The organism is uncultured Lamprocystis sp. (assembly GCF_903933125.1).
GTDB lineage: Bacteria > Pseudomonadota > Gammaproteobacteria > Chromatiales > Chromatiaceae > Thiodictyon.
The window spans coordinates 1-24,733 of the sequence record NZ_CAIZIZ010000510.1 but is presented as its reverse complement, the minus strand read 5'-3'; the positions used below and the strand labels follow the sequence as shown (position 1 = coordinate 24,733).

Here is a 24,733-nt window from a genome sequence, read left to right as displayed (position 1 = left end):
CACCAAACTCACCGCACCGCGCGGCGTAGCTCTCAAATTCTACAGCTTCCCGCCGTGCTGTCAACTCTCCCGGCTGACGCTCCCTTCCACTAACACCGCGATTCCTTCGCAGCAAGCCGATCATTCTACATCATCCCGGCTGCGTGTCAAACTCCTTTCTTGTGCATCCCGCCGACTCGCGCCGCCTGTTCCTTTTTCTTCTCCCTAGCGAGCCGAATATTCTACATCATGCGATCGGTCTGTCAAGCGATCCGACATAAAATCGTCAACTGGATGGTTCCGGACACTTTGAACGAACTCACCGAGCCGCTCACAGGGTCCCCCATAACGTGCTGAAGTTCTATTGAAATAAGGCGCATGCTGCGAAGGGACCGGACCGGCCCGACGTCTCGGAGTGGCCGAGTGCGCCCAACCATCGCCCAGTCGACGGGTCGCTGCGATCGGGCGCGGCGCGTCAGTGGCTGGGTTGACTGGTCAGGATTTAGCGCGCGCCTTGGTCCGGGCTGAGGAGGGCTGCGAGGCGGCACCGCGCCAGGCTTGGCGACCTGCACTGCGCTCCGCGGCGAAGTCACCGACCAGCGCAACCGTCTGGCGCTGAAGGTCGGCGACGGTCCCCCCGAGTCGGGTCAGGAACGCGCTGCGGTCGGCACGCCCCGCCTCGGCCATGTCCACATGGGCCTCACGGAAATCGGCCTGCAGGGTTTCCACGCTGGTCTTCAGACGACTGATGAAGGCGTGCGCTGCGTCCGTGACGTCCTGGCGGGTGTCGGCGATCAGGTCTAGGCGGGCCATGCGCTCCGACACGATCTCGTCGCGCAGCCGTCCCATGTCTTCGGTAAAACGCCCCATTGTCTGCACCTCGTTTCACGTTGCAAGTGGGCACCGGGAACGGGTGAATCCCCGCGCAGCCGTCAATCCGGGTTCAGCGCGGCTTACCACCTGACCCGACGCAAGCTGCCGCTCGGGATCGATGCCGAAGCACCGGAGCGGCACCCATCTGAAGTACGAGGCGGAATCAGGCCGGAGCAGCCGCCGGAGCGGTGAGGCCGATCGCTTCGGCATACTTCAGGTAGGTCTCGACCGACGCGATGACCACACGGGCTTCAACGGCGAGCAGCTCGATACCAACCAGGGAGACCTTCAACCACGCATCGATCACGATGCCCTTGTCCAGGATGCGGTCAACGACTTCGGCGAGACTGGAGGAATCTGTGGAGTTGGCGACTTTTGCCATTTTATTTACCCTCTGAACGTCGGAACGAATGCACATGATGTGCGCTTGAAGCAAACCTGCCGGGACTGCATGGCCTGAGTGACATCGCCAGTCGATTCACACCCTACCCCGCCGGTCTTGGCACTGGAACCGCTCGCTACAACTGGCTGGTCCAGTGCGCTCCGGTGTGGCGTCCTGCCGACTCGGTTGCTTGACTAAATAATTAGCATGAGGCGTGCCAGATTCGATTTCCCTCGGACATCACTGAGATCTTAAGATAAATCAGAGATCTAGATCTTTCCCTACCGATCCGTCGGCAGGCGATCTGGAGGGCAGTGGCTAACCTGGGCTATGGAATGCTTTCCATGCTTATGGTATCGACACCCTAGAGCAGCCGTTCCGGACGCGGGCGCGCATCGATCATGGTTACTCCTTGGCCCCGGCCTGCCTCAGCAGGCCGGCGATGGAGGACCGGGCGCTGGCCAGGGACAGGGCGGTCGTGGCGTGATCGGCGGCCTTGACATCGACTGCGGCGCCCCGCGCGAGCAGCGCCTTCACCAGGGTCGCATCGCCCTGCTCGGCGGCGAACATGAGCGCGGTCCAGCCGGCGTGGGCCCAGGCACCGCGCCGGTTCGCGCCCGGCGCGACGGTGACCTTGGCATCCACATCGGCCCCGTGGTCGAGGAGCGCCCCCACCGCCGCGGCCTGCCGCTGCGCGACGGCGATCATCAGGGCCGTGCGGCCGTCCCGGTCCCTGGCCTCGACCGCGGCCCCCCGGACGAGCAGCAGCCGCACGACCTCCGGATGCCCCTTGCCCGCGGCCATACGCAGGGGCGACTCCTCGGTGTCCGGCCGCGCCTCTGCCGCGGCGCCATAGTCGAGCAGAAGCCGCACACTCTCGACATCACCGCGCCACGCGGCCGCGAGTAAGGCAGCGGCGCCGAGCGGCCCGGCGGCCACCCCGGTACCTCGCCCGACCCCCTTCCCGGCACTGGGGGTGCCCTGGTCGAGCAGGGCCTTGAGCCAGTCGTGCCGCCCATCCCGGACGGCGGCCAACAGCGCCGCGCCGAGGTCCGCCGGGAGGACCGCGGCGCCTCGGGCCAGAAGCAGCGGCACAACCCCGATCTCGCCGCCGGTCTGATCGAAGCCAATGGCGAACGACAGGGCGTTGCGGCCGGCGGCGTCCCTGGCGTCGACCCGCGCACCGGCGTCCAGCAGAACCTGGACCAGGTCCCGATCCCCCCGCGCCGCGGCGATGCTCAAGACCGGGGGCACGCCATCGAAGTCCCGGCCCCCATCGCACGAGATCCGCAGGCCCCCGCCGGTCGGGGCTTCCTGGCGGCACCGCTTGAGAATGTAATCGAGGCCTTTGATCAGGCCGACCAGCCAGTCCCGGTGGTGGTCCTCGATGATCCGGGCATTGACGTTGGCGCCGCGGGCGATCAGCCGCTTCACCGTGTCGACATGGCCGCCGATGACGGCCACCGCCAGGGCCTCCGGGGTGATCCGCGCACCCCGGTCGAGCAGGGCTTCGACGACCGCGGACTGCCCGTCCCGCGCGGCCAGCCGCAGCGGAGTCTGATTGCCGTAGCTCAGGGTCTCGGGATCGGCGCCCTGGGCGAGCAGCAGGTTGACGACGTCCACCCGGCCGCGTTGGACCGCGCGGATCAGCGCCGTAGAGATATTGATGTCCTTGGCGTTGACGTCCGCACCCCGGGCGAGGAGCGCCTGCACCAGATCCAGGTCACCCCGCTCCGCGGCGACCATCAGGGGGCGCTCGCCGCCCTCCGACCCGGCATTGGGGTCGGCCCCCTGGGCGAGCAGCAGGAGGGCGATGTCCACCTGGCCGCGTTGAACCGCGCGGATCAGCGCCGTCGTGTGGTTATTGATGCCCTTGGCGTTGACGTCCGCACCCTGGGCGAGGAGCGCCTGCACCAGCCCCAGATCACCCCGCTCCGCGGCGGCCATCAGGGGGCGCTCACCTCCGTCCGACCCGGCATTCGGGTCGGCCCCCTGGGCGAGCAGCATCTGCACCATGTCACGGCCGGCATTGGGGTCGGCGCTGTGGGGGACGAGCCGCATCTGTTCGATGTCACGGTCTTGGGCGAGGGTGGCCGACGCTCCCCGCAGGGCGAGCAACAAGGCCGTCTCACCCTGCGACGCGCCGGCATTGACATCGACACCGTGGGCGATGAGGGCGCGCACCGACGCGAGGTCATCGCTCAGCACCGCGGCCATCAGCGTGCTAGTCGCACCCGGACCCCGCGGGTTCGGGACGGCGGCGCGCGGATCGGCGCCACCCGCAAGCAGGGCCGCGACCAGCGCGCCGTCGCCGTTCGCCCCGGCCGTCCACAGGGCCGTCTGCCCGCCCCGGCCGCGGGCCTCGACAGCGGCACCCCGCGCGAGCAGCAGCCGTACCAGCGTCAGGTCGCCGCGCCGTGCCGCGACAGTCAAGGCGGTCCCGCCGTCCGGCGGGTCCTGGGGCTTCGCGGGATCGGGCGGCGCGTCGAACCTGGCGTTGACGTCGGCGCCGTGGTCGAGCAGGGTCGCAACATTGGCGAGCTGACCCGCGTCCGCGGCCCCGATCAGGGCGGTCCGACCGGTCCCGGTCTTGGCATCGACGGCGGCGCCGCGCGCGAGCAGCAGATCCAGGGCTTCGCGGCGACCGGCCTGCGCGGCCATCATCAGCGCGGTGAGCCCGGCGCGCGCGGTGCCCGGCGGCTCCACGGCATTGACATCGGCACCCTGGTCGAGCAGCCAGCGGAGCGTCTCGCGGTCGTCGTCCGACGCGGCCTCCGCCAGGGCCCCGCCCCCGCTATTGATATCGGCGCCCCGGGCAAGCAGGGCCGCGGCCAGATCGAAGCGACGCCCGCGCACGGCGCAGAGGAGCGCGGTTTCTCCGCGCGCGGACCGGGCATTGACCTCCGCGCCCCGATCCAGCAAAACCTTTACCATCGCCGCATCACCCTTGCCCGCGGCGAGCGCGAGGGGGGTGTGCCCGTCGCGGTCCTGCCCGTTCACATCGGCGCCCCGGGCGATCAGGATCCGCGCGATCTGCGGGTGCTGGTGCTCGAGGGCGGCGACCAGCGCGGTTGCGCCGTGGCGGTCCTTAACCGCCGCCCCCAGGTCCAACAGCCAAGTGACGAGTTCGCGGTCACCCTGCGTGGTCGCACGGATCAACAGGGTTCCGCCCTGCAGCAGACCGCCCGCGTTCCCCTCGCAATCGATCTCGACACCTGGGCGGCCGAGGGCCTCGACCAGGGCTTCCTGGCCCTGCACCGCCGCCAGGACCAGGGTATTCCACGCGTCCTTGGGCAGGGCGGCGGCGTCGGCCCCCTTGGCGAGCAGCGCCCGAATGACCGTGCGGTTGCCGGTGCGCACGGCCGCGGTCAACGCGTCGGCGGGCGCCGCCGCGCCCCGCCCGAGCAGCGCCGCGACGGTCTCGCCCCGGCTGCAGTCGATCGCACGCATCAGGGCGGTGCCGGCCTGGGGGTCGGCACCCTGGTCGAGCAGGAGCCGAGCCAGCGCGGGGTCGCTGCACGCGGCGTCGGACAAGACGGTTTGCCCCCCGGGGGTTTTGACATTGGGATCGGCACCCCGCTCCAGCAGGAGGCGCACGGCCTCGAGGTCACCCTGAGTCACCGCGCGCATCAGTGCCGTCTCGCCCCTGCTGTTCCGCGCATCGACCGCCGCACCCCGTTCGAGCAGGGCGCGCGCGAGGTCGCGCCGGGTGCGCGGGGGGGCCGTGCCTTGCCCCTTGGCAGCCCCCGGCAAGTTGGACTCCATGGCCAGGAGCAGCGCGGACTCACCCGTGCTGCTCTGGGCCTTGGCGTCGGCCCCCTGGGCGAGCAGCAACTCCAGGACCGCCTGGTGGCCGCCGCGGGCGGCGTCGCGCAAGGCCATGGTACCGGCCGGGCCGTCCGCCTTGACACCCCGGGCGAGCATGGCCTGCACCAACGCCAGGTGGCCATTACCGGCCGCACTGGTCAGGACCTCCTGCTCCCCCAGCCCCGGGACGCCGGATCGGTGGTCTCATCGAGCAGGGCCGTGACCTCCGCCGGATCGCCGCGTCGCAGGGCGATCCGCCAGGTGTCGGCGCTGGGCGCGGGAGGCGCGGTACGGCCGGCGTCCGCCTGAGCGGACCGCGGGTCCGCACCGCCCTGCCCGACCGCCCCGGCCGCGGGGGCGCCGCTGTCCGCCCCGAGACCGGCACCCGCCCACAGCAGCACGCCGGCCGCCAGCACACGGATCCGCAGCGGCCGGCCCCAAGGCGTCGATGTCATGTCGGCCATCCTGATGCTCCTGTCAGTCGTTGCAGTGATAGGCGATGCCGGAGGTCCCCGGCGTCAGGGCGTCGCCCCGGCCTGGCGCAGCCGCTCCGCGATCCTGGAATAGCCGCGCTCGACGGCGAAGGACAGGGCGGTGCGGCCCTTCGCGTCCCGGGCATCGACCTCGGCACCCTGGGCGAGCAGCAGCTCCACGACGGCCAGACGGTCGTCCTCCTTAGGATCCCCGCCACTCTCGGCAGCGGCCATCAGGGCGGTCCGCCCCGGGAACCTCCGCAATGCCTCCTTGGGCACCGCGGGATCCTCGGCGGTACCGCCCTCGGCTACCATCCATTTGACCTCGGGGATCCGGGCATTGACCGCGGCCCCCTTAGCCAACAGGGCTCTAACCAGCTCCGGGTCGCGGTCCGCCGCCACATGCATCAAAGGAGTCAAACCGCGGTAGCAGCCGCCCTCCTTGCCCTCGACATCGGCCCCCTTGTCGATCAGCACCAGTGCCACGGCCCGGCGGTCGTTGACTATGGCGTCGCACAGCGCGATCCCGCCCGCTGTCCGGTCGATCACCGCGCCCTGTTCGAGCAGCAGCACGGCCGTCGCCAGGTGTTGGCGCTCCAGGGCGGCCGTCAGGGCCGTGACCCCGTCCGCACCCTTGGTATTAACATCGACCCCATGGTCAACCAGGACGCGCACCACCCCGAGGTGACCCAGGTCCGCGGCGGCGCGCAGCGGGGTCCAATCCTGGCCGGGCGCACAGCGATCGGACGACGAGTAGCTGCGCGGCGGATCAGTATGCCAATCGCAGGACGCGAGCTCGTCACCCCGGGTGCGGCAATCGGCGTTCGCGCCCTTGGCGAGCAGGGCCGCCACAATGACGTCCTGGCCCTGGACCGCGGCGGCACAGACCGCGTCGGCATCCTCGGGGTAGTGGCCGGGACCCCGTGATCGAGCAGCGTCTGCACCACCGCGGCCTGGCCGCGCCCCAGCGCATCGCGCAGCGCCGCCCCGGCCTCGCCCAGGTCCGCGGCGGCGCCGTGGTCGAGCAGCGCGGCGACCAGCGCCGCATCGCCCTTGGCGACGGCCAGCGACAAGGCGGTGCGGCCGGCGGCGTCTTTGGCGTTCGTGTCGGCGCCATGCGCGAGCAACACCGCCACCGCCGCGCGCTGTCCGGCCGTGATCGCCGCGAGCAGCGGGGTCCGACCAGCCTGGTCCCTGGCATCGACCGCCGCCCCCTTGGCAAGCAGCTCCGACACCAGCGCGGTACGGCCGTAGACCACCGCCAGCGACAGGGGGGTACGGCTGGCCGCATCCTTGGCATTGACGGCGGCACCGCGGGCGAGCAGGATCCGCACGGCCTCCGAGCGGTCGTAGGCGACCGCCAACGACAGGGCGGTCTGGCCGTCGGCGGTAGTCGTGGCGACCTTGGCGCCCTTGGCGAGCAGGGCCTTGACCACCCTGGCGTCGCAGCAGATCGCGGCGGCCATCAGCGGGGTCCAGGCGGTCTGCGTGACCGTCGGCAGGTCCGGGGCGGGCGGGTCCCCGACACCCGGCGGCAGGACGACCGGGGCGCCGGGCGGCGACACGGGCGGCGGCAACAACCGCTCGGCCCCCGACGGCACGGGCAGTACCCGTGCGGTCCAGACGGTATCCCGCTCCGGCGTGAGACCGGCGCCCCCCTTCAACAGGGTGAGGGCCATGGCACTATCGCCGTGCGCCAGGGCGGCGGGCAGGATCGGGGGGTTCCCGGCGCGGGGGGTCTTGACCGCGGCGCCGTGGGCGAGCAGCGCCTCGGCCAGCGCGACATCGCCATTGTCCACGGCGATGCGCAGCACCGAGCGGCCGACGGGTGCCGGCAGGGGACCCCGGGTGCCCGCGGGTCCATTCGGGACGGCGGCAGTGGCCGCCGGAGCGCGAGCAGAGCCCGGGGACGGCGGCGGCACCGGCCGCCCCAAGACATCGGTGGTCGGGTCCTTGTCATTGGCGTCGGCACCCTGGGCAAGCAGAGCCAGGGCGGCCTCGCGGTGCCCGCCCCGCACGGCGAAGAGCAGGGCGGTCTCTCCGCGCTCGGTCACGGCCTTGACCCGGGCGCCGCCGGCGAGCAGCCGGTCTACGAGGTCGCGCCGACCGCGCTCCGCGGCGATCATCAGGGCGGTGCGCCCGCCGAGTCGGCCGTCGGTGTCGGCGCCCAGCCGAAGCAGCGCGGCCGTCTCCTCCAGGTTGCCGCGCGCCACGGCGCGGGGCAGCGCGTCGGGGTCGGGGACAGCCCGCGGTGCGCCGAGCGTTGCGGCCGGCACCGCAGCCGTCGCCCCCGCCTGCCCCCCGCGCCCGGCCGCCGCGGCCCCATCCGCCGCAAGGGCCGCGGCCGGCCACAGCAGGACGGCCACGACCCAGAGCCCCCGGTGAGAGAGGCGGCCCCGCAGGCCGCCGATCCCGTTCGCCATCGCGATCCTCCTGCCAGTCGTTACGGTCGTCATCAATGCCCGGGCCGCATCGCGACCCGTTTCAGTCCCAGCCGGATCGGCGCCCGGTGAACAGCGATTACCTTACCATCCGATAACGACTCAGGACACCCGCCAGGCCCCGGGCCAGCCCTACCGGGGCGGTCTCCGTAATGAAGGCGACGATACGCAGGTCGGCACCGCAGTTCGGGCAAACCAGGGGCGGGGACGCGAACAGCGGCGTTGGCACTCGGCGGCGATAGAGGCCCTCTTCGGTCAGGCGGGCTCCGCCCCCGCCGCGCCCGCCATTCGCGGTGGCGACCACCGGCGCCGGGGCCAGGGCCAAGGCCAGGTTGTTGATCGCGTTCACCCCGTCCCAGGCCGCCTTTAGCTGACCTTCAGCGCCTTGGCCTCCTGGGTGATGCAGCCGTGTGCGGCGATCTGCTCCAGGAGGGCGATGCGCTCCTAACCCAGGACGGCGACGTCATCGACGCCGAGCCGGAACGCCCCGCCGACATAAAGGGGGACGGGCCAACCTTTGGGCAAGCGCGGCATGGCGTCGGCAATCGGCGGATCGCGTCTCTCGTCGGTGGGTCGGAGTACAGACGCGCCGACGGCTGGAGACGCGTCGGCCACGGACGGCAGGTATTGAGCCTGTTCTTGGTCTGCTCTCGTATTGTGATGGGGATCACTTTACAGGTACTGGCAACAACCTAGACTTTTGAAAAGTATCAACTCGACGGTAGCTCAGGGATCTCGACCGCATCCTAGAGGATGCCCAGCGTTTCGGTAATGCTCTGCGCCCGCTTATGCGCGTCGCACGATGGCGGCAGCAGTCGTTTTTCGTTTATCCGTTCCGCTGGTCACCCGGTGGCAGACGGGCCGGGATCGGGGAGTCCGGCCTGAAGTCAACTGAAGATTTCCCCCATGCGTTCTTGTCGATGGCCGTTTTCGGCGACCGACCGTGGCGTAGTCTCGCCTCACCCTCGCCTTCCGGATCTGGGATCCGCGGGGAAGCGCTCTCGCCGCCACCTCGGCCGAAGAAAGAGGGTGCCCGCGCCCGCGGGTGCCTGCCGAGTGTCGCAACGCCACAGAAAGGAGTGAATGCCATGAGCGCGTCGTTAAGTAGGCTGTCCCTGTTCTACGTCATGACCTGGATGCTGCTCGGTCCGGCCGCTGCCGCGCTGGACGAGCCCCTGTCGGCCCCCTCGTAGCGACCGAATCCCCCCAAGTCGGCATCGCCTCGGTGGCCGCCGAGACGATCTCGAACCAATACATCGTCGTATTCAAAGACACGGCGTTCAGCCCGTCGGTCCGTGCCGCCGGTCGCCTGAAAGCGGAGGTGGCGTCGGTCAGCCAGTCGGTGGCCCGGACCTATGGTTCCGCCGTGCGAAACACCTGGAGCAATGCACTGACCGGGATGGCCGTACGGATGAACGCACGGGCGGCGGCGACCATGGCCAAGGACCCGCGGGTGCTGCTGGTTGAGCCGGATCGCATCATGCGCGCCAATACCACTCAGAACTCCGCAACCTGGGGGTTGGACCGGGTCGATCAGCGCGCTCTGCCGCTCACCAGATCCTATACCTATAATACCACTGCCTCCGTCGTCACCGCCTATATCATCGACACCGGCATCCGCACCACGCACACCGAGTTCGGCGGCCGGGCGGTCTGGGGTACCAACACCAGCGGGGACGGCAACAACACCGACTGCCACGGTCACGGCACCCATGTCGCCGGCACCGTGGGCGGTGCCATCTATGGCGTGGCCAAGGGCGTCGCCCTGGTCGCGGTCAAGGTCCTAAACTGCGCCGGCTCGGGCAGCACCTCGGGAGTCATCTCCGGCATCGACTGGGTCATCGCCAACAAGCACCTGCCGGCCCTGGCGAACATGAGCCTGGGTGGCGGCTTCTCGGCCTCGCTCAATGCCGCGGTGGCGCGTGGGGTGGCCGCGGGTGTCACCTTCGTGGTCGCCGCCGGCAACGAGAACACGGATGCCTGCTCCACGTCCCCGGCCTCGGCCCCGGCGGCCATCACGGTCGGCGCGACCACCAATACCGACGGTCGGTCCAGTTTCTCGAACCGGGGTACCTGCCTCGACATCTTTGCGCCGGGTTCGAGTATCACCTCGGCGGTTTCGTCGTCCGACACGGCGACGGCCACTTGGAGCGGTACCTCCATGGCGTCGCCGCACACCGCCGGCGCCGCCGCCCTCTATCTCAGCGGCGACCCGGGCGCGACCCCGGCTGAGGTCGCGGCGGCCCTGTCGCTCAGTGCCACCTCCGGCGTGGTGACCGACCCCGGTGCCGGTTCACCGAATCGGCTCATCTATACCCTCGACAACGGCAATACCGCCTATCTGACCCTCACCAAGGTCGGGTCCGGAGCCATCACCAGCACGCCGTCCGGGATCGATTGCGGTTCGACCTGCCAGGCCGGCTTTGCCGTCAATACTCCAGTAACGCTGGCGGCCGTGCCGAGCAGCGGCTTTGAATTCAGCGGTTGGTCGGGGGCCTGCACGGGTACCGGGGCTTGCGCGCTCACGATGAGCAACAGTCAGGCGGTCACTGCCACCTTCGTCGATCCCAATGGCTCACCGGAGGTCTTCCCCGCCAGCGGCGTCTGGCCGCTCGGCTGGACCACCCCATCGAGCTCCAATGCCGCGTGGAACGTGGTGACGCAGCGCGTGCGGGAAGGCCAGTTCAGCCTGCAGTCCGGGGCCATCGGCCATAATCAGAACAGCGGTGTCGAAGTGACCGGCCAGTTCTCGGCGGGTACCGTCACCTTCGACTGGACGGTATCCAGCGAGGCGAATTTTGACTTCATCCGCTTCTATGTCGATGGACAACAGGTGGCGAGCCTCTCGGGTTGCGCGGCCTGGTCGACGTCCTGCTGGCGCAGCATCAGCTATAGCCTGTCGGCCGGCATGCACACCCTGAAGTGGACCTATACCAAGGACGGCAGTGTCGTGTCCGGTAGCGACGCGGGTTGGATCGATAACGCCCAGCTCCCCGCGTTCACGCAGATCGCGCCGCCGGCAGCGCCTTTGTCGCTGACCGCCACGGCGACGGCGAGCACTCGGATCAATCTCGCCTGGGTCGATAACAGCAGCAACGAGACGGGTTTCAAGGTTGAGCGCGGTACCACTGCGAGCGGCCCCTGGTCGGTGCTTGCGAGCCCTGCGGCCAACGTCAGTACCTTCAGCGATGCGGCCGTAGTGGCGAACAGTACCTACTATTACCGGGTGCTGGCCTACAACGTCGCGGGCAATTCCGCCTATACAAGCGTCGCGTCGGCGACCACCCCCGACTGTTCCGCCTCCACCCCGATCGCGGTCGGCAACACCCTGTCGGGTAACCTGGCGTCGACCGACTGCCGTTCCACGGTACGCACCGGGAGCTATTATGACAACTTCGGCTTCACTGCGGCGGAGGGTACGGCCTACACCATCAGGCTGGCGTCTTCGGCGTTCGATACCTATCTGTTCCTGCTCGACAGCACGGGTCGGGTGGTGGCGTCCAACGACGATTCGAACGGGACCCTCAACTCGCAGATCGTCTATACCCCGAGCGCGGCCGGATCCTTGACGCTCCATGCCACCTCATACGCCGGCAACGCCACCGGAGCCTATACCGTCTCGCTCAGTGCCGGCAGCACTTGCACGCCTACTCCGATTGCCGTAGGTGCCGGCGTCAGCGGCATCATCGCGACGACGGACTGCCGTTCCACCCTACGTGCGGGTGCCTATGCGGACAACTACAGCTTCACCGCGACCACCGGTAGGACCTATACGATCTTGCTGAATTCGTCGGCGTTCGACACCTATCTCTTCCTGCAGGATAGCGGGGGGCGTGTCGTGGCCGCGAACGACGATTCCAACGGCACCCTGAATTCGCAGATCGTCTACACGGCCGCTGCCGCCGGGACCTTCACTGTCCACGCGACGACCTACGGACAAGGGGCGACCGGCGCCTATACCGTGCAGGTACGATAGCGCAAGTCCCGACGCGGGTCTGATCTCCGGCGGGGCCTTCGCCGGGGGTCAGGGTGGCTTACACACCATTTGGTCCGGTGTTTGCGGCGCCCCAGGGGCCGTGATCACCGGACCTTTTCGTGTGACGTAGAATCACTGCATCACCGGGCCGGAGCGTAGAACGCCGACTGCCCGGCCGGAGTCTCGGCGCGGTCGGCGTCGCACACCGCGATGCCGGGGGCGGCACCGGGAGATGCCGGCAGGCCGGTAGCCACTGGGGTCGCTTTGGCCTTTGGATCTAAACCTAAGGAATAGCAGCGACTCCAGGCGGTCCATGCTTTTCACACGCCGAAGTGTCGGCAGTCCGCTGATGGCCGCGCGAAGCGGTTCACCCCAAGCGCCGCAGGAAGGCCTCGAGCACCGGAATCCCCAAGCCCCCATCCGCCGTGACCAGCCCCCGGCGGCGCAGATAGCGCCGCGTCGCGCCGTCCTGGGCGGCGAGGTCCGCTGTCTGTCCCTGCGCCAGCGCGTTCAGCACCGCGAGCGCCGGGGCCGGCGCCGCCTGCACCAGGTTAGTCAGATAGGTGCAGCAGCGCACGCCGGTCGCCGGGGAAGATCCCTTCCCAGCGCTCGTACTCGTCGATGCACAAGAGGATGCGCCCGACGGCCGTCACCTGCTCCAACTGCGCGAACCAGGCCCCCAGTGTCTCCATCGGCGGCCCCGGCGGGGCGTCCGGCAGGGACAGTTGGCACTCGCGCCGCGCCTGCCTCTGCGCCTGCCCGACCAGCGCCTTGACCAGCGACCCGGTGGAGTCGATGGGATTATTCTGGGTGTCGAAGAAGACCACCAGCGCATCCGGCAGCTTCAGCGGCAGCATATTGAGCAGCGAAGTCTTGCCGCAGCGCCGCGGCCCGATCAGCGCGAGCGCCGCCCCCTGACCCGGATCGCCCAGGATGGACTCGATCTCCGCCACCAGCGGCTCGCGCCCGCGGAAGACCTCGCGGCCGAACTCCGGCTCCAGCGGCACCAGCGGGCGGAAGGGGTTCGGCACCTCCAGCGCCGCCGCGGTCTTGGTTTCGGCGAGCCAGTCCTCAACCAACCGCTGCCAGTCGGGCAGGGCCGCGCGATAGATCGGGGCCTCCAGGTTGCGGCTGCCGAGCAATGCATTAACGATGATCGAGGCCCAGCCATTCACTCAACACCCGCGCAAAGGGTTGATGGTCGTCGGTGAGCAATCCGCGTCGGCTCAGGGTGTCGTCGCCGCTGTCCGCGTCGGTCGCCGTCCCCCCAGCGGCGGCGCGGCGCAACCGTTGGCGGTCGCGCTCGGCGACCACCAGAGTGCGAATTGCTGCGCCGCCTCGTCGCGAAACCGCGCGAGCGCCCGGGCACGGGGGTCGCCGCCGTCCGGGTCCGCCCCGTCCGCGCGAGCATTGAACAGCCGCCGCGCGAGCAGGGTGAGGTAAAACGGGTGCCGGCCGGCCCAGTCGAACCAGGCCGGGTCGTCCGGCGCAAGCCCCGCCGCGCCGCGGGCGAGCAGAGCCGCCGCTGCGCCGGGCTCCAGCAGCTCGATCCGTAACGCCTCCAGCATGTTCGCGAAGGGCGACACGCGGCCCAGGTCCGCGTAGACCTCGGGCAGAGTGCGGCGGGTGGCGAAGACCAGCGCCAGCCGCCGCTTGGTCAGCAAGCCCCGCAGCCGCTCCAGAAAGCCCGGCTCGCAGTGTCCGAGGAAGCCCTCGGCCTCGTCGAGCAGCAAGAGCGGCGGCAGCCCGTCGCGCGTCTGCTGCTGCACACTGCACCAGTTGCCGAGCCGGTCCGCGGCGGCATCGGGGGACTGCGGCCGCGCCGGCTCGCCGGCCGCACCCGTTGTGGCCCCGGTCGCCGCCGTTCGGGGGTCCGCCGACACCGCATCGACCACCGCGTCGACGAAGGCCTGATGCCCCTGCCGCTCCCGCCCCTGACCGGACAGCAGCCGCACCACAAACCCGAGTTCTTGTGCCCGCTGGCCCCAAGTGTGCAGGAGCGAGGTTTTGCCGATCCGCCATTCGCCGAGCAGCGACACCCCGCGCCCGTCCCTGGCCGCCCACTCCAGGTCGCGTAGTGCACCGGTGCGCCCGACGAAGACCGGCGGCAGGGCGATGGCCCAGGGGTCGAAGGGGTTGGTCGCGGGCCTGTTGCCGTTGAATGTCGGCACCGCGGGCGAAGGGCTTGGCTGGTCCGGGAACACCCAGAGGTCGTCGGCGCGGACCTGGACCCCCTGGGCGGCCAAGAGATCGCTGATCCGTTTCACCGTGCCAACCCTGGGCTGCTGCTCGCCATCGCGAATCTTGCGGAGATTGCGCTCGTTCAGGCTCGGCCCAGCGGGCGTATTGGACCGCGACGCGTCGGCCAGCCTCTGCAGCGACCAGCCCAGTTCGATAAGATGGCGGTCGAGCGCCGCCCAGTTGAATCGCTTCCCGTCGGTCATCGCTGCCTCGCAAGTTCTCGGCAGCCGGTTGGGTGATGCGGTTCGAGTACTGACACTGGTGGCGAATTCGCTAACCCATTGAAGCTCAGCGCCTCCGGATGCCGCTATCAAGTGGTTACGGGGTCTCCAGGCATTTCGCCACCAGTGTCCGAGTACTCACCGCATCCTACCGGTACTCCCCTGGTCTCGCCCGGTCTCGACCAGATCGCCCGCCGGCCGCCCGGAAATGCCCGATAAGGCCCGCTTTCTCTCATCAGAACAGACTACTGCGAGCCCGGCTAGGCCGCGCGCCGAGGCTTAAGCTCTGGACACGAATCCACACCCAGCCGCCGAGGTCTGCCATGCTGTCGTCAGCCCTTATTCTGATCACCTTCGAGGTCCTCTGTCACGCCGCACTGGCCCTGCTGCACCTGTGGCACCTGCCGTCCCTGTCGCACGAGGCGCGGGAAACCCTGGTCGGCCGGCTCTACGCGGGCCTGGCCGGCGGGTTGCTGGTTGGAGCCATCGCCTATGCGCAATTGGCCGAGCGCCGCCTGGAGCCCGGCGGCACCCTATCGTCTCTGGAGCACGGCTCCGGTCTCGGCGATCTGACCTTGGTCCTGGCCACCTGGCCCTATGCCGATCATGAGCTTGGGCGCTATGCTGCGGTGGCGGGCTATGTCACCCAGCCCACCGGCAGCTACGACGCCATGCGCACCCTGTCGCTCAATACCAACCCGGGCGAGAACCGCTGGCAAGCGGCCGTACAGGCCGGGTACAGCCACCGCCTGGGGTCGCGCGGCAACGTGATGACGGCGTTCGATGCCCAGTGGTTTGGCGACAACGACGCGTACCGCCGGGGTTCCAGCCGGATCGGCACCCTCGAGCAACGCCTGCTGTACAATTGGCAAATCGCCTTCAGCTACACCCCGGCCGCACCCCTCACCCTGGGCCTGAGCTATTTCTACAGTCAGGGCGGGGCCTCACGCATCGACGGCGCACCCTGGCACAACGCGCTGCGGGTGCACCGCTATACCCTGTCGGCCCTATCAAACTGCCGTTCGGACGCCTGGTCCTGCAGTACGGCGGGGACCTCGATACCGACAACGGCCTGTTTGAAGACCAGCGCTTCGCCGTGCGCGTGCTCGCCATCTTCTGACCTGAAACTTGCCCGCGACCAGCACCGGGATTAGGATGCTGGGGCCATATCCGGTCTCGTGCAGTCACATTTTCTATCCGTATCCGCTGTGCCACAGCAGCGGGCGCATCACTTTGTGAGGCGCTGCCGCCCGGTGCGATGACCCAGGAGGAACGGTTTGCGATTCTTTCATCTTCCGTCGCTGCTCCTGACCCTGGCACTGCTCAACGTTCTCATGCCGATGGTCACCTACCTGGTTTTGGACGGCCGCCGGCACCGGGCAGTGACGCTATGGTGCGGCGGCGATGTGCTGCTGGGCTTGGCCATCGCCTTGTTTGCACTCCGGGGCCAGGTTCCGGAGTGGGCGTCCTTCCCGCTCGCGAATTTTCTAATGTTCGTTGGGGTCATGATGCGTATCCAATCGCTGCGCCACGATCTGGGCACACCATTGCCGCTGATCGTGATGGCAGTCGCCGCATCCTTGTTTATGCTTGGTTTTGAGGGCATTCGTCTGGGGTTGCGTGATGAGTTGCTGCGCCTGCAATACAATCAGACGGTTCTTGGCGTTATGTACACTTATTTGGTCGCACTCGCCTGGCGCATCGGTCGACAGGAACATAGCCGCAGTGCCTACTGGATCGGTGGGATCTACCTGCTGGTGGTATTGGCAATACTCAATGTCCTGATCGGCCTGTCGATGGGGCGGGACTCCCCTTTGGTGCTGGAAGCGAATGCCGCCGGAATCTTTGCCACCCTGGCCGGCATCTTTCGCGCCGTGATCGCCAATATCGGGTATGTCGGACTCGCGTTCGAGCGCTCCCGCCGCCAGGCGATCCAGGCCGACCAGGAGTACCGCGCCATCATCGCCACCAGCTTGGACGGGTTTTTCGTGTGCGACCGGGACGGACGCTTTTCCGACGTCAACCAAGCCTACTGTGACATGATCGGTTACCGCCGCGAGGAATTGCTGAGCATGAGCGTTGCCGATATCGACGCCGCTGACACCGGCGGCGGAGGCGATGCCGATCGCGGACGGCGGTGGGCGCTCGAGCCCGCGTGTTTCGAGACCCGGCAGCGCCGCAAGGACGGACGGTTCTTGGACGTCGAAGCCAGTACCCAGATCCTGCCGTTTGGCCCCGGCAAGATCGTCGCCTTTATCCGCGACATCTCGGAGCGCAAGCGCGCCGAGGCAGAGATTATGGCCCTGGCTTTTTATGACCCATTGACGCACCTGCCCAACCGGCGTTTGCTCAATGACCGTCTGGATCAGGTGCGGGCCGCCGCCCACCGCAGCGATTGCTACGGTGCATTGCTGTTGTTGGATTTGGACAATTTCAAGTCGCTCAACGACACCTACGGACACGCCATCGGTGATCTGCTGTTGATCGAAGTGGCGCGCCGCCTCACCCTAACCGTGCGCGCCGCCGATACCGCGGCACGCCTGGGCGGTGATGAGTTCGTGCTGCTCGTCGGCGACCTGAGCGCGGATAAGGCGAGCGCCGCCCGGCACGTCGGGCGCCTTGCCGAACAGGTACGCAGCCGCTTATCCGCGCCCTATCGACTGACCATCACGCGGCCGGGGCACCCCGACACCCTGATCGAACATCACTGCACCGCCTCGCTGGGCGTCACGCTCTTCAATGGAATGGACGGCACCGCCGAGGACATTTTCAGACAGGCCGATCTGGCGATGTATCAGGCCAAGGCGAATAGTCGCGATCAAGCCCGGGTCTATGCCGTCGCCTTGGCCGAAGTGGCACCGGCGATCCCGCATCAATAGTCCATCAGCTCAACCAAGCGACGATAGCTCTCGTCCAGGTCTTGAGGGCTGGCGTTGCTCCGGCTGAGCCCTTTGCTGCTAAGTAGATCAAAGACCTTGCGGATACGCGGGCGGGTCAACTGGGGCACTGGGACATCCCGCCCCCGCTCCTTTTCCTTCGCCGCGTGCAGCGCCGCCAATCGGACGACCGGCACGCGCGGGTCCGAGCAGGACACATAATCCATCCCGATCTTGTCGCAGAAGGCGATGGCTGCCGGGTGGCCACCGTGCTCGCCGCAGATGCCGACCAACAAGTCCGCCTTGACCTTGCGGCCCCACTGGACGGCCAGTTCCATCAGCTTGCCCACGCCCTTCTCGTCCAGGACTTCGAAGGCCGTCCGCAGGACCACGGACTCGGTATAGAGCGGTAGGAACTTGTTTTCCGCATCTTCACGCGAGAAGGAGAAGGCCGCCTCGGTCAGGTCGCCCAGCACAAACGCCGTGCCGAAGGAGAAGAACTCCGACTCTTCGGCCAGGGTCTCGGCGCGCATACAGGCGCGCACTTTGCGCAGCATCGAACATGCGCTCGGTGCGCGCCAGGCCGATGCCGACGGCACCGTACCTAAGCGCCCGCTTGGCGTCGACCGGCGTGTCGGAGTTGGCCATGACCTTGATCCGTGGCACTTCGTCGGCCCAGGTCAACAGGGTAACCAGTTCGTCGGTGAACTCGGGCTCCACCGTCGGGATCTCGCCCAGATAGACCTTACCAGAGGTCCCGTCCAGAGTGATCATGTCGCCTTCCTTGAACCTTGAACCCCGGCTCCTTGCCGAGCATCTCGGCACGGTCGGCGTAGAACACCGCGATGCCGGAGGCGGGGCGACCGAAGTCGTCTTGACCTTGGTCCCGTTCCGGCACAAGCCTAGGCTCCATGAGAGTCGTCGCCCTGAAAACCTTACGTGATTTCTGGGGGCAACATCCCGATGCCGAGCAACCGCTGCGCGCCTGGCATGATGAAGTCGGCGACGCCACATGGCGCACTCCAGCCGACATCAAGGCCCAGTTCGGAAACGCGAGCATCCTCTTCATCAAGTTCGTCGGCACCCATGCGGAGTACGACCGAATCGACGTCGAGACTGTTGAGAACAGGTAAATTCGATTTCGGCCCAATGTCCGGGGCAGCAGTGTCAGACGCGCAACTCACAAGGCCATCGTGCTACTGCGCGCGGGTCGCTTGCGCCTGGGCGGACGGCGCGGAACCCGCGCGGTGGGCATCGTCCGGCACCCCCGATCCCGCGCGGAAGGCGCGGGCATAGGATGCCAGTGGCGGCTTCTCTCATTCGCGATTCCAGGTGTTGATGGGCGACCCGCGCAGACTGCCGCCCACCACGACGCTGCCGGGTCCGGCGACAACCGCACTCGCGCCTTGGACAATCACATTACCGTTGCCGCGTATCCCAACCGTGGTGACGACGACTGACTTCGACTGATTGAGCAAGTCGGCGAGCTCATCCCTCAGGATGGGATCAGACAGCAGGAGTCGTTTGACCGCCACGCGCAGGGCCGCTTGGGCGTCCGCGTCGTCGGGGGTCAGAGCGAGTTCCCGCAAGGCGTCCGAGTCCGCACCAAGCCGACCGTGCAATTTGTCCCAGATGGCCCGGATCCGCTCCCAGCCGGCCTGTCCGAGTTTCTCGCCGAGCGCCTCGGCGGCCTTCTCGCCGCCCTGGGTCAACAAGGGCACCAGCGGGGCGAGCAGGCTCGCCAGGTCGGCGGCCAAGGGGGCTATGTCCATGTCGTTCTCCGGTGGTCGAGGTGAGGGGAGGTTTTGTTGCGGTGTCGTGGGATCAAAACGGTATTCGGTGGGGTGTCGCGCGCCGCCGCCTATTCCCGGATGACCATGGTGAATAGGCATCCTCGTGAACTAGATCGGGCTGGCTAAGACGACGCGGAACCCCGTGTCTTTGCTTCTGGTCGTTGGATCTCTGAAGTCCCGGTGAGCGCACCGTAAGCAAGAGTCGTCGGCACTCGTGAAGGCGTCGCCGCGCAAGACGCGCCAGTCAGTTCGGGACGCGTCCCGCCCCTCGCGCCCGTCTTCTGGCTTATATGGATAGGTAAAGTAATGGCTCCAAACCCCATGTATGACATGATGTACCTTAGTGGGCCGATGGCGACCCCCGAAAAACGGGAATGCTAGATAATAAGCGGGGTTGCTCTCGAGTCCGACCACTCCCCGACTCGTGCGACTCCACAAGCTACGGGTCCACTCCGACACATTCCCGCTCATGTCCAGGCAACCGAAGGGACTTGCCCCGTCATGAAATACGCCGACCGGAGTGGTCTCGCCCAATTCGAGCTTTGAACAATTGCAGCGAGTCACCTCGAATGCGTCTCCCCACGGATACGGACGCTGGTCCCGATCGCCGCGGGCCGCTTTTTCCCACTCCGCCTCGCTTGGCAGGCGGATATCCTGTTCCGTCACCATGCCCAACCACGCGCAGTAAAGGTAAGCGTGATAAGTACTTCAACAGAATACTTTATAAGACGCAATTGTGTTAAGTTATTGTTTATGAAAGCTTTTTGTTTTATTTCTTTTCCGATTTTTTATAAATAATTGTATTGATGCACATACCAGGTGACGTTGACCACTGGATGGCCCTCCAACCGCTTGGGCGGACGGTCGCCTTCCCAATTGATAGGCGCGGGAGCGATGCGACCCTCCGTGTTCTTGAGAAACAGATGATATTGGGCATTGGTGATCGGCACCCACGAGATTCAATACTCAGGCAACTCCAGTTGGTGCATGGGTCTCTCGCGGCCCGAGCCCCGCTCGCTGCCCATCCAAAAGCTCCCTGCCGGAATCCGCACCCACTCCGGCTCGCCGAAGGGTGGGCGCCAGAAACCGCCGACCGCACCGGCGCGTATCAGGGCTTCCATGGCGCGTGAGCGCCGGTCGATCCAGCCTTTGAGGTCCAGGTCTTTCGCCCAGCGGGAGCGAGCGCGCGGCGAGTCGTCGAGTTCTTTACGCAGCCGACCCAACACCTCTTGCTCCAGCACGTCCTGGTCCGCGCAGGGACCCAGGTCGCGCAGGCACTCGGCGGCGAGAATCAGGTTGCGATAGGGGTCATCCCGGGGACTGGGCCGACTGGCGATGCCGCGCACCAGGCACGGGGCGCGCTCCTGACCCTGGGTGCCGAGTGAACCCGCCTCCAGCAGAATGACCTCGCGCCACCAGGGATCGCCCACCCGGCGCAGGCTGTAACTGAGATAGTCGTCGCGGGCGGCCACCGCCAGTGCCGCCAGGTATTCCTGAAAGGTCAGATGGGAGAAGGCGTAGATCCCCTCGCCGCGCTCCACCAGCAGACCTGTGCGCGCGCGGACCACTTCAACGAAGCGGTCGACGGCGTGGGCGGCCTCTCGTGCGTTGGAAAGCAGCTCGCCGAACAGAACCAGGAGTCGCCGTCGCAGGTCTGCCGCGTCGATTTGTTTGATGGCCTGCTCGTGCATATGCAGCGCGAGGGCCTGGAGTATGCCGCGCATGTCGCCGGTATCGAAGGGGTGGTCCCCGAGCACCCGCGGCGCCTGTATCCCGTTGGCCTGATCCCAGTTGCGGAGCAGGACCGCCACGGCCTCTTGGTAGAGGTCGGCGCGGCGGTCGGGAAGCCTGGTCCGGTCGCGGTGGATCATGGCGATGACGGTGAGGATGAGCGGATTGATGGCGAGGTCACGAATGCGCTCGTTGCCCTCGATGGCGTTCATGAGCCGGCGGGTCTGGTCAGCGGCATAGGCGTCGGCCGTCGCACCCGGCGCCACGTGGGCGGCGACCGCCACCGCACGGTGCCAGTTCGTCAGGAAGCACAGCACATCGTCCAGGCTGAATTCGAGAATCGTGGTCAGGTCAAAAGCATCGCTCAGACGCGCGACCCCCGTCAGGTAGCCGAAGATGCGGCTGGTTACGACGTAGCGGCAGTCCGGATAGGCCACTGCGAAGCGATCCACCAGACGTGCTAACCGGACCCGCAGGTCCGGGTCCGCGACTTCGTCCAAGCCGTCCAGCAGGAGGACCACCTTACCGTCGGCGAGCCAGTTGTCGAAGAAATCAGTCGGCAGATCCAGCCGCTCATTGACCAAGGATTGGAGCAGGAAGCGAATCAGCAGGGCGGGACCTTCGGTGCCGTTGTCCGGGGCAGCCTTGAGGAAGGTGGCGGCCTGCCGCAAGGGCAACAGGATGGGCAAGCGGTGCGGCTCCCCTTCTCCAAGCATTTTTTGGACAGCTCCCGACCCTGCCGCCAGGTCCCGCGCATAGGGAAGACTGAGGTAGCGCAGCAGAGTGGTCTTGCCGCTGCCTGGGTCGCCCAGCACCACCAGCCGCGGATGTGCGTCCAGTGCCTCTTCGATACTCAGGACCACCGTCTCGGTGGACACCTGGGGCAGGCGAGCGCGTTCTCCGGGAGCAAGTCGGGCCTCCTGCCCCAGCCAGTCGTCCGCGCCCGGATGCCCGACCAGACTCTGCTGGGTTCCGTGCAAGCGGATGTAGATCCGATCCAACTCGATCGGCACCGCCACACCGTCGGAGCGGATACCTTGAAGCTCCAGGTAGCGGTTGCGGCTGATGACGTGCTGGAGATAGCGCTCAAGTGCCAACTGTCGGTCTGCCGCACTCAGGGGTAGCGGGGTGGCATCGAGTAACCGAAAAGTGTTCTGGGTCAGATTGCCGCGGACGACGATCGACCCCCCGGTCGCGGTGGTCGCTCCATGACCCTGCGCCAGAACATTACCGTTACCCTGAAGTCCGATCAAGGTGCCGACCGCAGACCGGGTGTCGTCAACCAGGGCGGCGAGCCCCTGGGCCAATGAGGGATCGCCTTTGAGCAGATGCTTTAGCTCTACGCGCAACGCTGCTTGGGCATCCGGGTCGTCAGGTCGGGCCGCAACCTCCTGCGCCGCTGCCGAGTCCTGGCCGAGCACGGGACCGAGCCGCTCCCAGATGAGGTCGGCCTGCCTCCGGCCTGATTGGTCGGGCCGGTGCTGCCCGGGCGGTTGGGAGCCACGATCGGCGTCATGGTTCAGCTCGCGCAGGACCGGCGCCAGCACCCGCACGAGCTCTGCCGCCAGCGTCGCGATGTCCATCCGGATGTCCCTCAATGATGACCAGACGTAATGCTCTTGGGGAGTTGCGGCGTCAGTATAAATCTGTCATATCGGCCCAGCTACTTCGCGGCGCTTGACCGCTTGACCGCCCCACCGCCCGGTTCTAGCGTGCCCGGGGGTTATAGCCATCGGACGGGGCGGGTTTCAAACCCGCCCTACACCAAGGATCCGTCTGGATATCAGGTACGAAGGCTATAACACCAGGAGCACACCATGTCCGCCCCCACCTTCGACACCCACAAGCTGATCCGGACGCTCAAGGACTCCGGCATTCCGGAGAACCAGGTAGCGGGGGCGTGCTTTGTGCGTTCTCTACTTCCGTCGATCTTCCTTTGTAACGAAAATGTTAAGGCGGCATAGCGCCTCAGTCCTCACCCTAACCGAAGACCACCTGATGCCCCAGACCCGCACCCACTCCGCGCTCGAAGCCCTTGCCAACATCGCCATTGGCTACGGCGTCGCACTGGCCAGCCAGTTGGCCATCTTTCCCTGGTTCGGCATCCATGTGCCGCTGAGCGACAACCTCCTCATCGGCGCCTGGTTCACCGCCATCAGCCTGGTGCGCAGCTATGTGCTGCGGCGCTGGTTCAACCGGCGGACCGGCGCCACGCCTGGCGCTTGCGGCAAGAGGCAGGTGGCGTGATGGATCTCACCGACATCAAAGCCAAAGCTGAAGCGTATCTCGACTGGCCAAGCGCCAAGCGCGATCTGGTGACCTACACCAGCGCCATGCTCTTCGCCTGGCAGATCAAGACAGACGCTGTTGAGGCACTACGCAACCGACTGGCGGATCGCATTTGGGAGGAACGCGGAAAATGCGCCAGCGACGCGGCAGCGCGCGCACTGGCTGAGATTGTGAGGTCAGCAGAATGAGCCGATCGAAGCGCGAGCGCGCGGTGGCCCGGCGGCTGCTCAACAAACCCGCGGGGGCGCTGGAACCGGTGGACCTGGCAGGGCGGGCGCATCCGGCGTGGATGTCGCGGGCGTTCGCGAACCATCGCTATGTGGTCATGATCGCTGACCAGGTGCCGTTGTGGAGCGGGATGCAGGGCAGCAAGGTTATGGTGCAGCGACATGACGATCAGCCCATCCCCGGCCACTGGCGCGAGTTGCAGATGATTAAGAATGCGCTGTTTGGCCGCGAGGCCACGGCCGTGGAGTTTTATCCGCCGGAGAGCGAGTTGATATACTCGCTATAGCCTATTTTTGCGATTTTTAAATCAGTTTACCTGATATTTAACAATCGCTTATATTTAATAAATATCGTAATTTATTTCAATAGCGAGTATAGATACGGCAAATATCTATTGGCTGTGGGTGCTGCCGGATGATGCAGCGATGAGACCGACCAACAGCAACAGGTGAATCCGGTGGCATGTTGGGGTTCGCGCCTCACCCCAACCTACGGTCCTTACGCTATTGTTAGGCCGTTGGTAACGCGCGTAGTCACTCCGAAAGCGCTTCGCCCAAAGCGCCCTGCAGATATACCGGGCATTCTGAACCATGATGAATCCAGATATCCTTTTCTTCGGTGAGTAAGGACTGGGTCAACATACGGATCAAAATCTTCTTCTTCGATATGATCAAGGTCGCGTTCCATTTCAGCAAAAGCGGCCTCACGTCTTGATTTGAAATCGCATGCACATTCTTCGTCCGGCACAAAGCCAATCTCCCGGATTGTTGCCAAGAGTGTCTTTAGGTGTGCGAGTATTCTCCTGTCATCTCGTATTGACGAAGCTGTTGTAACGCGATGATTTATTGGGCGTTCGTTCCAGTTGGCGGGATCTTGGAGCATCAACTCTAACCCTGAATGAATAATCTCGCCCGACCCGAAGCCGGGCTGCTGAGCTTGCCGGTAATCTGCCGTAGCGCGGCACAGTTGAACCGAGATGTGCCCGCTCGAATCCTTTCTTGCGACATACTTGCGCCCGTCTCCGAAAAAGTCTATGTCGGGATAGCGCAAGCGAAGGAGTTCACGAAACCATTCCTCGCACTGCTCGGCGTCCTTACCAACAAACAGGGGCATTTGGTGTCTCCATAATCTGTGTATAGCCTAACTGAGAAGCTAAGCTGAATCGGCTGAGCGAGAGCGAAGCCGATTTCAGCTTTAGCGATAGCTAGGTTCCCCGACGAGAACCAAACTCAGGTAAGTACATCAATATATTCGCTATGAGCGCTTAATTATTTATCTTTCTTTTAAATCAATGCTTTGCAATTATTGGCGCCTACAAATATTTCACTTGAAGTACTTATCAATAGGATTTATTAATTAAAATACTATTTCACACATAATATATTTTTCTATTATTAAATGATCGATTATGTTTCGAAAATAT

At 66.3% G+C, this 24,733-nt stretch carries 21 protein-coding genes and 2 pseudogenes; 8 read left to right on the top strand and 15 right to left on the bottom strand.

From position 1 onward, the window contains the following. Window positions 1–474: 474 nt before the first annotated feature. From QZY03_RS28050 to QZY03_RS28020, 7 genes are all read right to left on the bottom strand, one after another. A complete protein-coding gene (locus QZY03_RS28050) occupies window positions 475–849 on the bottom strand; it encodes a hypothetical protein (protein WP_295587030.1) in 375 nt (124 codons plus the stop codon). Window positions 850–1,015: 166 nt separating this feature from the next. Then, window positions 1,016–1,234, bottom strand: a complete 219-nt coding sequence (gene gvpA, locus QZY03_RS28045) for a gas vesicle structural protein GvpA (RefSeq protein ID WP_020503491.1) — start codon at window positions 1,232–1,234, stop codon at window positions 1,016–1,018. A 405-nt stretch (window positions 1,235–1,639) separates the two neighbouring features. After that, window positions 1,640–5,158: an ankyrin repeat domain-containing protein gene (locus QZY03_RS28040; protein ID WP_295587028.1), complete on the bottom strand. Its 3,519-nt coding sequence runs from the start codon at window positions 5,156–5,158 to the stop codon at window positions 1,640–1,642. 41 nt (window positions 5,159–5,199) lie between these two features. Beyond that, window positions 5,200–5,505, bottom strand: coding sequence for a hypothetical protein (locus QZY03_RS28035; RefSeq protein ID WP_295587026.1), 306 nt, complete (start codon window positions 5,503–5,505; stop codon window positions 5,200–5,202). A gap of 54 nt (window positions 5,506–5,559) precedes the next feature. Next, a complete protein-coding gene (locus tag QZY03_RS28030) occupies window positions 5,560–6,225 on the bottom strand; it encodes an ankyrin repeat domain-containing protein (protein ID WP_363169887.1) in 666 nt (221 codons plus the stop codon). Next, on the bottom strand, window positions 6,123–7,937 hold the full coding sequence (locus QZY03_RS28025) for an ankyrin repeat domain-containing protein (protein ID WP_295587023.1): 1,815 nt from the start codon (window positions 7,935–7,937) through the stop codon (window positions 6,123–6,125). Before QZY03_RS28025 ends, QZY03_RS28030 begins: the two co-directional genes overlap by 103 nt. Before the next feature lie 97 nt (window positions 7,938–8,034). Further along, a complete protein-coding gene (locus QZY03_RS28020) occupies window positions 8,035–8,304 on the bottom strand; it encodes a hypothetical protein (RefSeq protein WP_295587021.1) in 270 nt (89 codons plus the stop codon). 876 nt (window positions 8,305–9,180) lie between these two features. Between QZY03_RS28020 and QZY03_RS28015 the strand changes: the two genes are divergently transcribed. Continuing rightward, a complete protein-coding gene (locus QZY03_RS28015) occupies window positions 9,181–11,931 on the top strand; it encodes a S8 family serine peptidase (RefSeq protein ID WP_295587018.1) in 2,751 nt (916 codons plus the stop codon). A gap of 367 nt (window positions 11,932–12,298) precedes the next feature. On the opposite strand, the gene QZY03_RS28010 is transcribed toward QZY03_RS28015, so the two are convergent. The 3 genes from QZY03_RS28010 to QZY03_RS28000 are packed head-to-tail and all read right to left on the bottom strand — an operon-like array spanning window position 12,299 to window position 14,375. Next, window positions 12,299–12,508: a hypothetical protein gene (locus QZY03_RS28010; protein WP_295587016.1), complete on the bottom strand. Its 210-nt coding sequence runs from the start codon at window positions 12,506–12,508 to the stop codon at window positions 12,299–12,301. Continuing rightward, on the bottom strand, window positions 12,483–13,106 hold the full coding sequence (locus QZY03_RS28005; RefSeq protein WP_295587014.1) for a hypothetical protein: 624 nt from the start codon (window positions 13,104–13,106) through the stop codon (window positions 12,483–12,485). The genes QZY03_RS28010 and QZY03_RS28005 overlap by 26 nt, the downstream gene beginning before the upstream one ends. Before the next feature lie 51 nt (window positions 13,107–13,157). Next, on the bottom strand, window positions 13,158–14,375 hold the full coding sequence (locus QZY03_RS28000) for a hypothetical protein (protein WP_295587012.1): 1,218 nt from the start codon (window positions 14,373–14,375) through the stop codon (window positions 13,158–13,160). A gap of 341 nt (window positions 14,376–14,716) precedes the next feature. On the opposite strand from QZY03_RS28000, the gene QZY03_RS27995 reads away from it, so the two are divergent. Then, window positions 14,717–15,547, top strand: coding sequence for a transporter (locus QZY03_RS27995; protein WP_295587010.1), 831 nt, complete (start codon window positions 14,717–14,719; stop codon window positions 15,545–15,547). A 123-nt stretch (window positions 15,548–15,670) separates the two neighbouring features. Then, window positions 15,671–17,272 (top strand): sensor domain-containing diguanylate cyclase, encoded by a 1,602-nt coding sequence (locus QZY03_RS27990; protein WP_295587008.1) that lies wholly within the window; start codon window positions 15,671–15,673, stop codon window positions 17,270–17,272. Between the two features lie 158 nt (window positions 17,273–17,430). Here the strand turns inward: QZY03_RS27990 and QZY03_RS27985 are convergent. Next, window positions 17,431–18,064, bottom strand: a pseudogene (locus tag QZY03_RS27985) (putative PEP-binding protein); the annotation flags it as partial. A gap of 116 nt (window positions 18,065–18,180) precedes the next feature. Between QZY03_RS27985 and QZY03_RS27980 the strand changes: the two are divergent. Beyond that, entirely contained in the window at window positions 18,181–18,402 is a 222-nt protein-coding gene (locus tag QZY03_RS27980) for a type II toxin-antitoxin system HigB family toxin (protein ID WP_295587006.1), read from the top strand. 183 nt (window positions 18,403–18,585) lie between these two features. On the opposite strand, the gene QZY03_RS27975 is transcribed toward QZY03_RS27980, so the two are convergent. The 3 genes and pseudogenes from QZY03_RS27975 to QZY03_RS27970 all read right to left on the bottom strand — a co-directional run bounded on the left by QZY03_RS27975 (window position 18,586) and on the right by QZY03_RS27970 (window position 22,376). Further along, window positions 18,586–19,041 (bottom strand): hypothetical protein, encoded by a 456-nt coding sequence (locus QZY03_RS27975; RefSeq protein ID WP_295587004.1) that lies wholly within the window; start codon window positions 19,039–19,041, stop codon window positions 18,586–18,588. Window positions 19,042–19,170: 129 nt separating this feature from the next. Next, window positions 19,171–19,755 (bottom strand): annotated as a pseudogene (locus tag QZY03_RS32310) (formylglycine-generating enzyme family protein); the annotation flags it as partial. Window positions 19,756–20,021: 266 nt separating this feature from the next. Beyond that, window positions 20,022–22,376 (bottom strand): NACHT domain-containing NTPase, encoded by a 2,355-nt coding sequence (locus QZY03_RS27970; RefSeq protein ID WP_295587002.1) that lies wholly within the window; start codon window positions 22,374–22,376, stop codon window positions 20,022–20,024. Between the two features lie 234 nt (window positions 22,377–22,610). On the opposite strand from QZY03_RS27970, the gene QZY03_RS27965 reads away from it, so the two are divergent. Genes QZY03_RS27965 through QZY03_RS27950 form a run of 4 tightly spaced genes read left to right on the top strand, consistent with a single transcriptional unit; the run spans window position 22,611 to window position 23,596 of the window. Next, the gene (locus QZY03_RS27965; protein WP_295587001.1) at window positions 22,611–22,757 is read left to right on the top strand and encodes a hypothetical protein; all 147 of its coding nucleotides are present in this window, start codon (window positions 22,611–22,613) and stop codon (window positions 22,755–22,757) included. 34 nt (window positions 22,758–22,791) lie between these two features. Next, window positions 22,792–23,040, top strand: a complete 249-nt coding sequence (locus QZY03_RS27960; protein ID WP_295586999.1) for a hypothetical protein — start codon at window positions 22,792–22,794, stop codon at window positions 23,038–23,040. Further along, window positions 23,040–23,270, top strand: a complete 231-nt coding sequence (locus tag QZY03_RS27955) for a hypothetical protein (RefSeq protein ID WP_295586997.1) — start codon at window positions 23,040–23,042, stop codon at window positions 23,268–23,270. Before QZY03_RS27960 ends, QZY03_RS27955 begins: the two co-directional genes overlap by 1 nt. After that, complete coding sequence (locus tag QZY03_RS27950) at window positions 23,267–23,596, top strand: hypothetical protein (RefSeq protein WP_295586995.1); 330 nt, start codon at window positions 23,267–23,269, stop codon at window positions 23,594–23,596. The genes QZY03_RS27955 and QZY03_RS27950 overlap by 4 nt, the downstream gene beginning before the upstream one ends. Before the next feature lie 212 nt (window positions 23,597–23,808). On the opposite strand, the gene QZY03_RS27945 is transcribed toward QZY03_RS27950, so the two are convergent. After that, window positions 23,809–24,423, bottom strand: a complete 615-nt coding sequence (locus tag QZY03_RS27945) for a hypothetical protein (protein ID WP_295586993.1) — start codon at window positions 24,421–24,423, stop codon at window positions 23,809–23,811. Window positions 24,424–24,733: the final 310 nt, after the last annotated feature.

What these genes read in the sequence shown, in the direction of transcription:
- QZY03_RS28050 (WP_295587030.1), bottom strand. Translation starts at nt 849, where the DNA reads ATGGGGCGTTTTACCGAAGACATGGGACGGCTGCGCGACGAGATCGTG.
- QZY03_RS27945 (WP_295586993.1), bottom strand. Translation starts at nt 24,423, where the DNA reads ATGCCCCTGTTTGTTGGTAAGGACGCCGAGCAGTGCGAGGAATGGTTT.
- QZY03_RS27950 (WP_295586995.1), top strand. Translation starts at nt 23,267, where the DNA reads ATGAGCCGATCGAAGCGCGAGCGCGCGGTGGCCCGGCGGCTGCTCAAC.
- QZY03_RS27965 (WP_295587001.1), top strand. Translation starts at nt 22,611, where the DNA reads ATGTCCGCCCCCACCTTCGACACCCACAAGCTGATCCGGACGCTCAAG.
- QZY03_RS27995 (WP_295587010.1), top strand. Translation starts at nt 14,717, where the DNA reads ATGCTGTCGTCAGCCCTTATTCTGATCACCTTCGAGGTCCTCTGTCAC.
- QZY03_RS28040 (WP_295587028.1), bottom strand. Translation starts at nt 5,158, where the DNA reads ATGCTCGCCCGGGGTGTCAAGGCGGACGGCCCGGCCGGTACCATGGCC.
- QZY03_RS28035 (WP_295587026.1), bottom strand. Translation starts at nt 5,505, where the DNA reads ATGGCCGACATGACATCGACGCCTTGGGGCCGGCCGCTGCGGATCCGT.
- QZY03_RS27955 (WP_295586997.1), top strand. Translation starts at nt 23,040, where the DNA reads ATGGATCTCACCGACATCAAAGCCAAAGCTGAAGCGTATCTCGACTGG.
- QZY03_RS27970 (WP_295587002.1), bottom strand. Translation starts at nt 22,376, where the DNA reads ATGGACATCGCGACGCTGGCGGCAGAGCTCGTGCGGGTGCTGGCGCCG.
- gvpA (WP_020503491.1), bottom strand. Translation starts at nt 1,234, where the DNA reads ATGGCAAAAGTCGCCAACTCCACAGATTCCTCCAGTCTCGCCGAAGTC.
- QZY03_RS27975 (WP_295587004.1), bottom strand. Translation starts at nt 19,041, where the DNA reads ATGGACATAGCCCCCTTGGCCGCCGACCTGGCGAGCCTGCTCGCCCCG.
- QZY03_RS28000 (WP_295587012.1), bottom strand. Translation starts at nt 14,375, where the DNA reads ATGACCGACGGGAAGCGATTCAACTGGGCGGCGCTCGACCGCCATCTT.
- QZY03_RS27960 (WP_295586999.1), top strand. Translation starts at nt 22,792, where the DNA reads ATGCCCCAGACCCGCACCCACTCCGCGCTCGAAGCCCTTGCCAACATC.
- QZY03_RS28025 (WP_295587023.1), bottom strand. Translation starts at nt 7,937, where the DNA reads ATGGCGAACGGGATCGGCGGCCTGCGGGGCCGCCTCTCTCACCGGGGG.
- QZY03_RS27980 (WP_295587006.1), top strand. Translation starts at nt 18,181, where the DNA reads ATGAGAGTCGTCGCCCTGAAAACCTTACGTGATTTCTGGGGGCAACAT.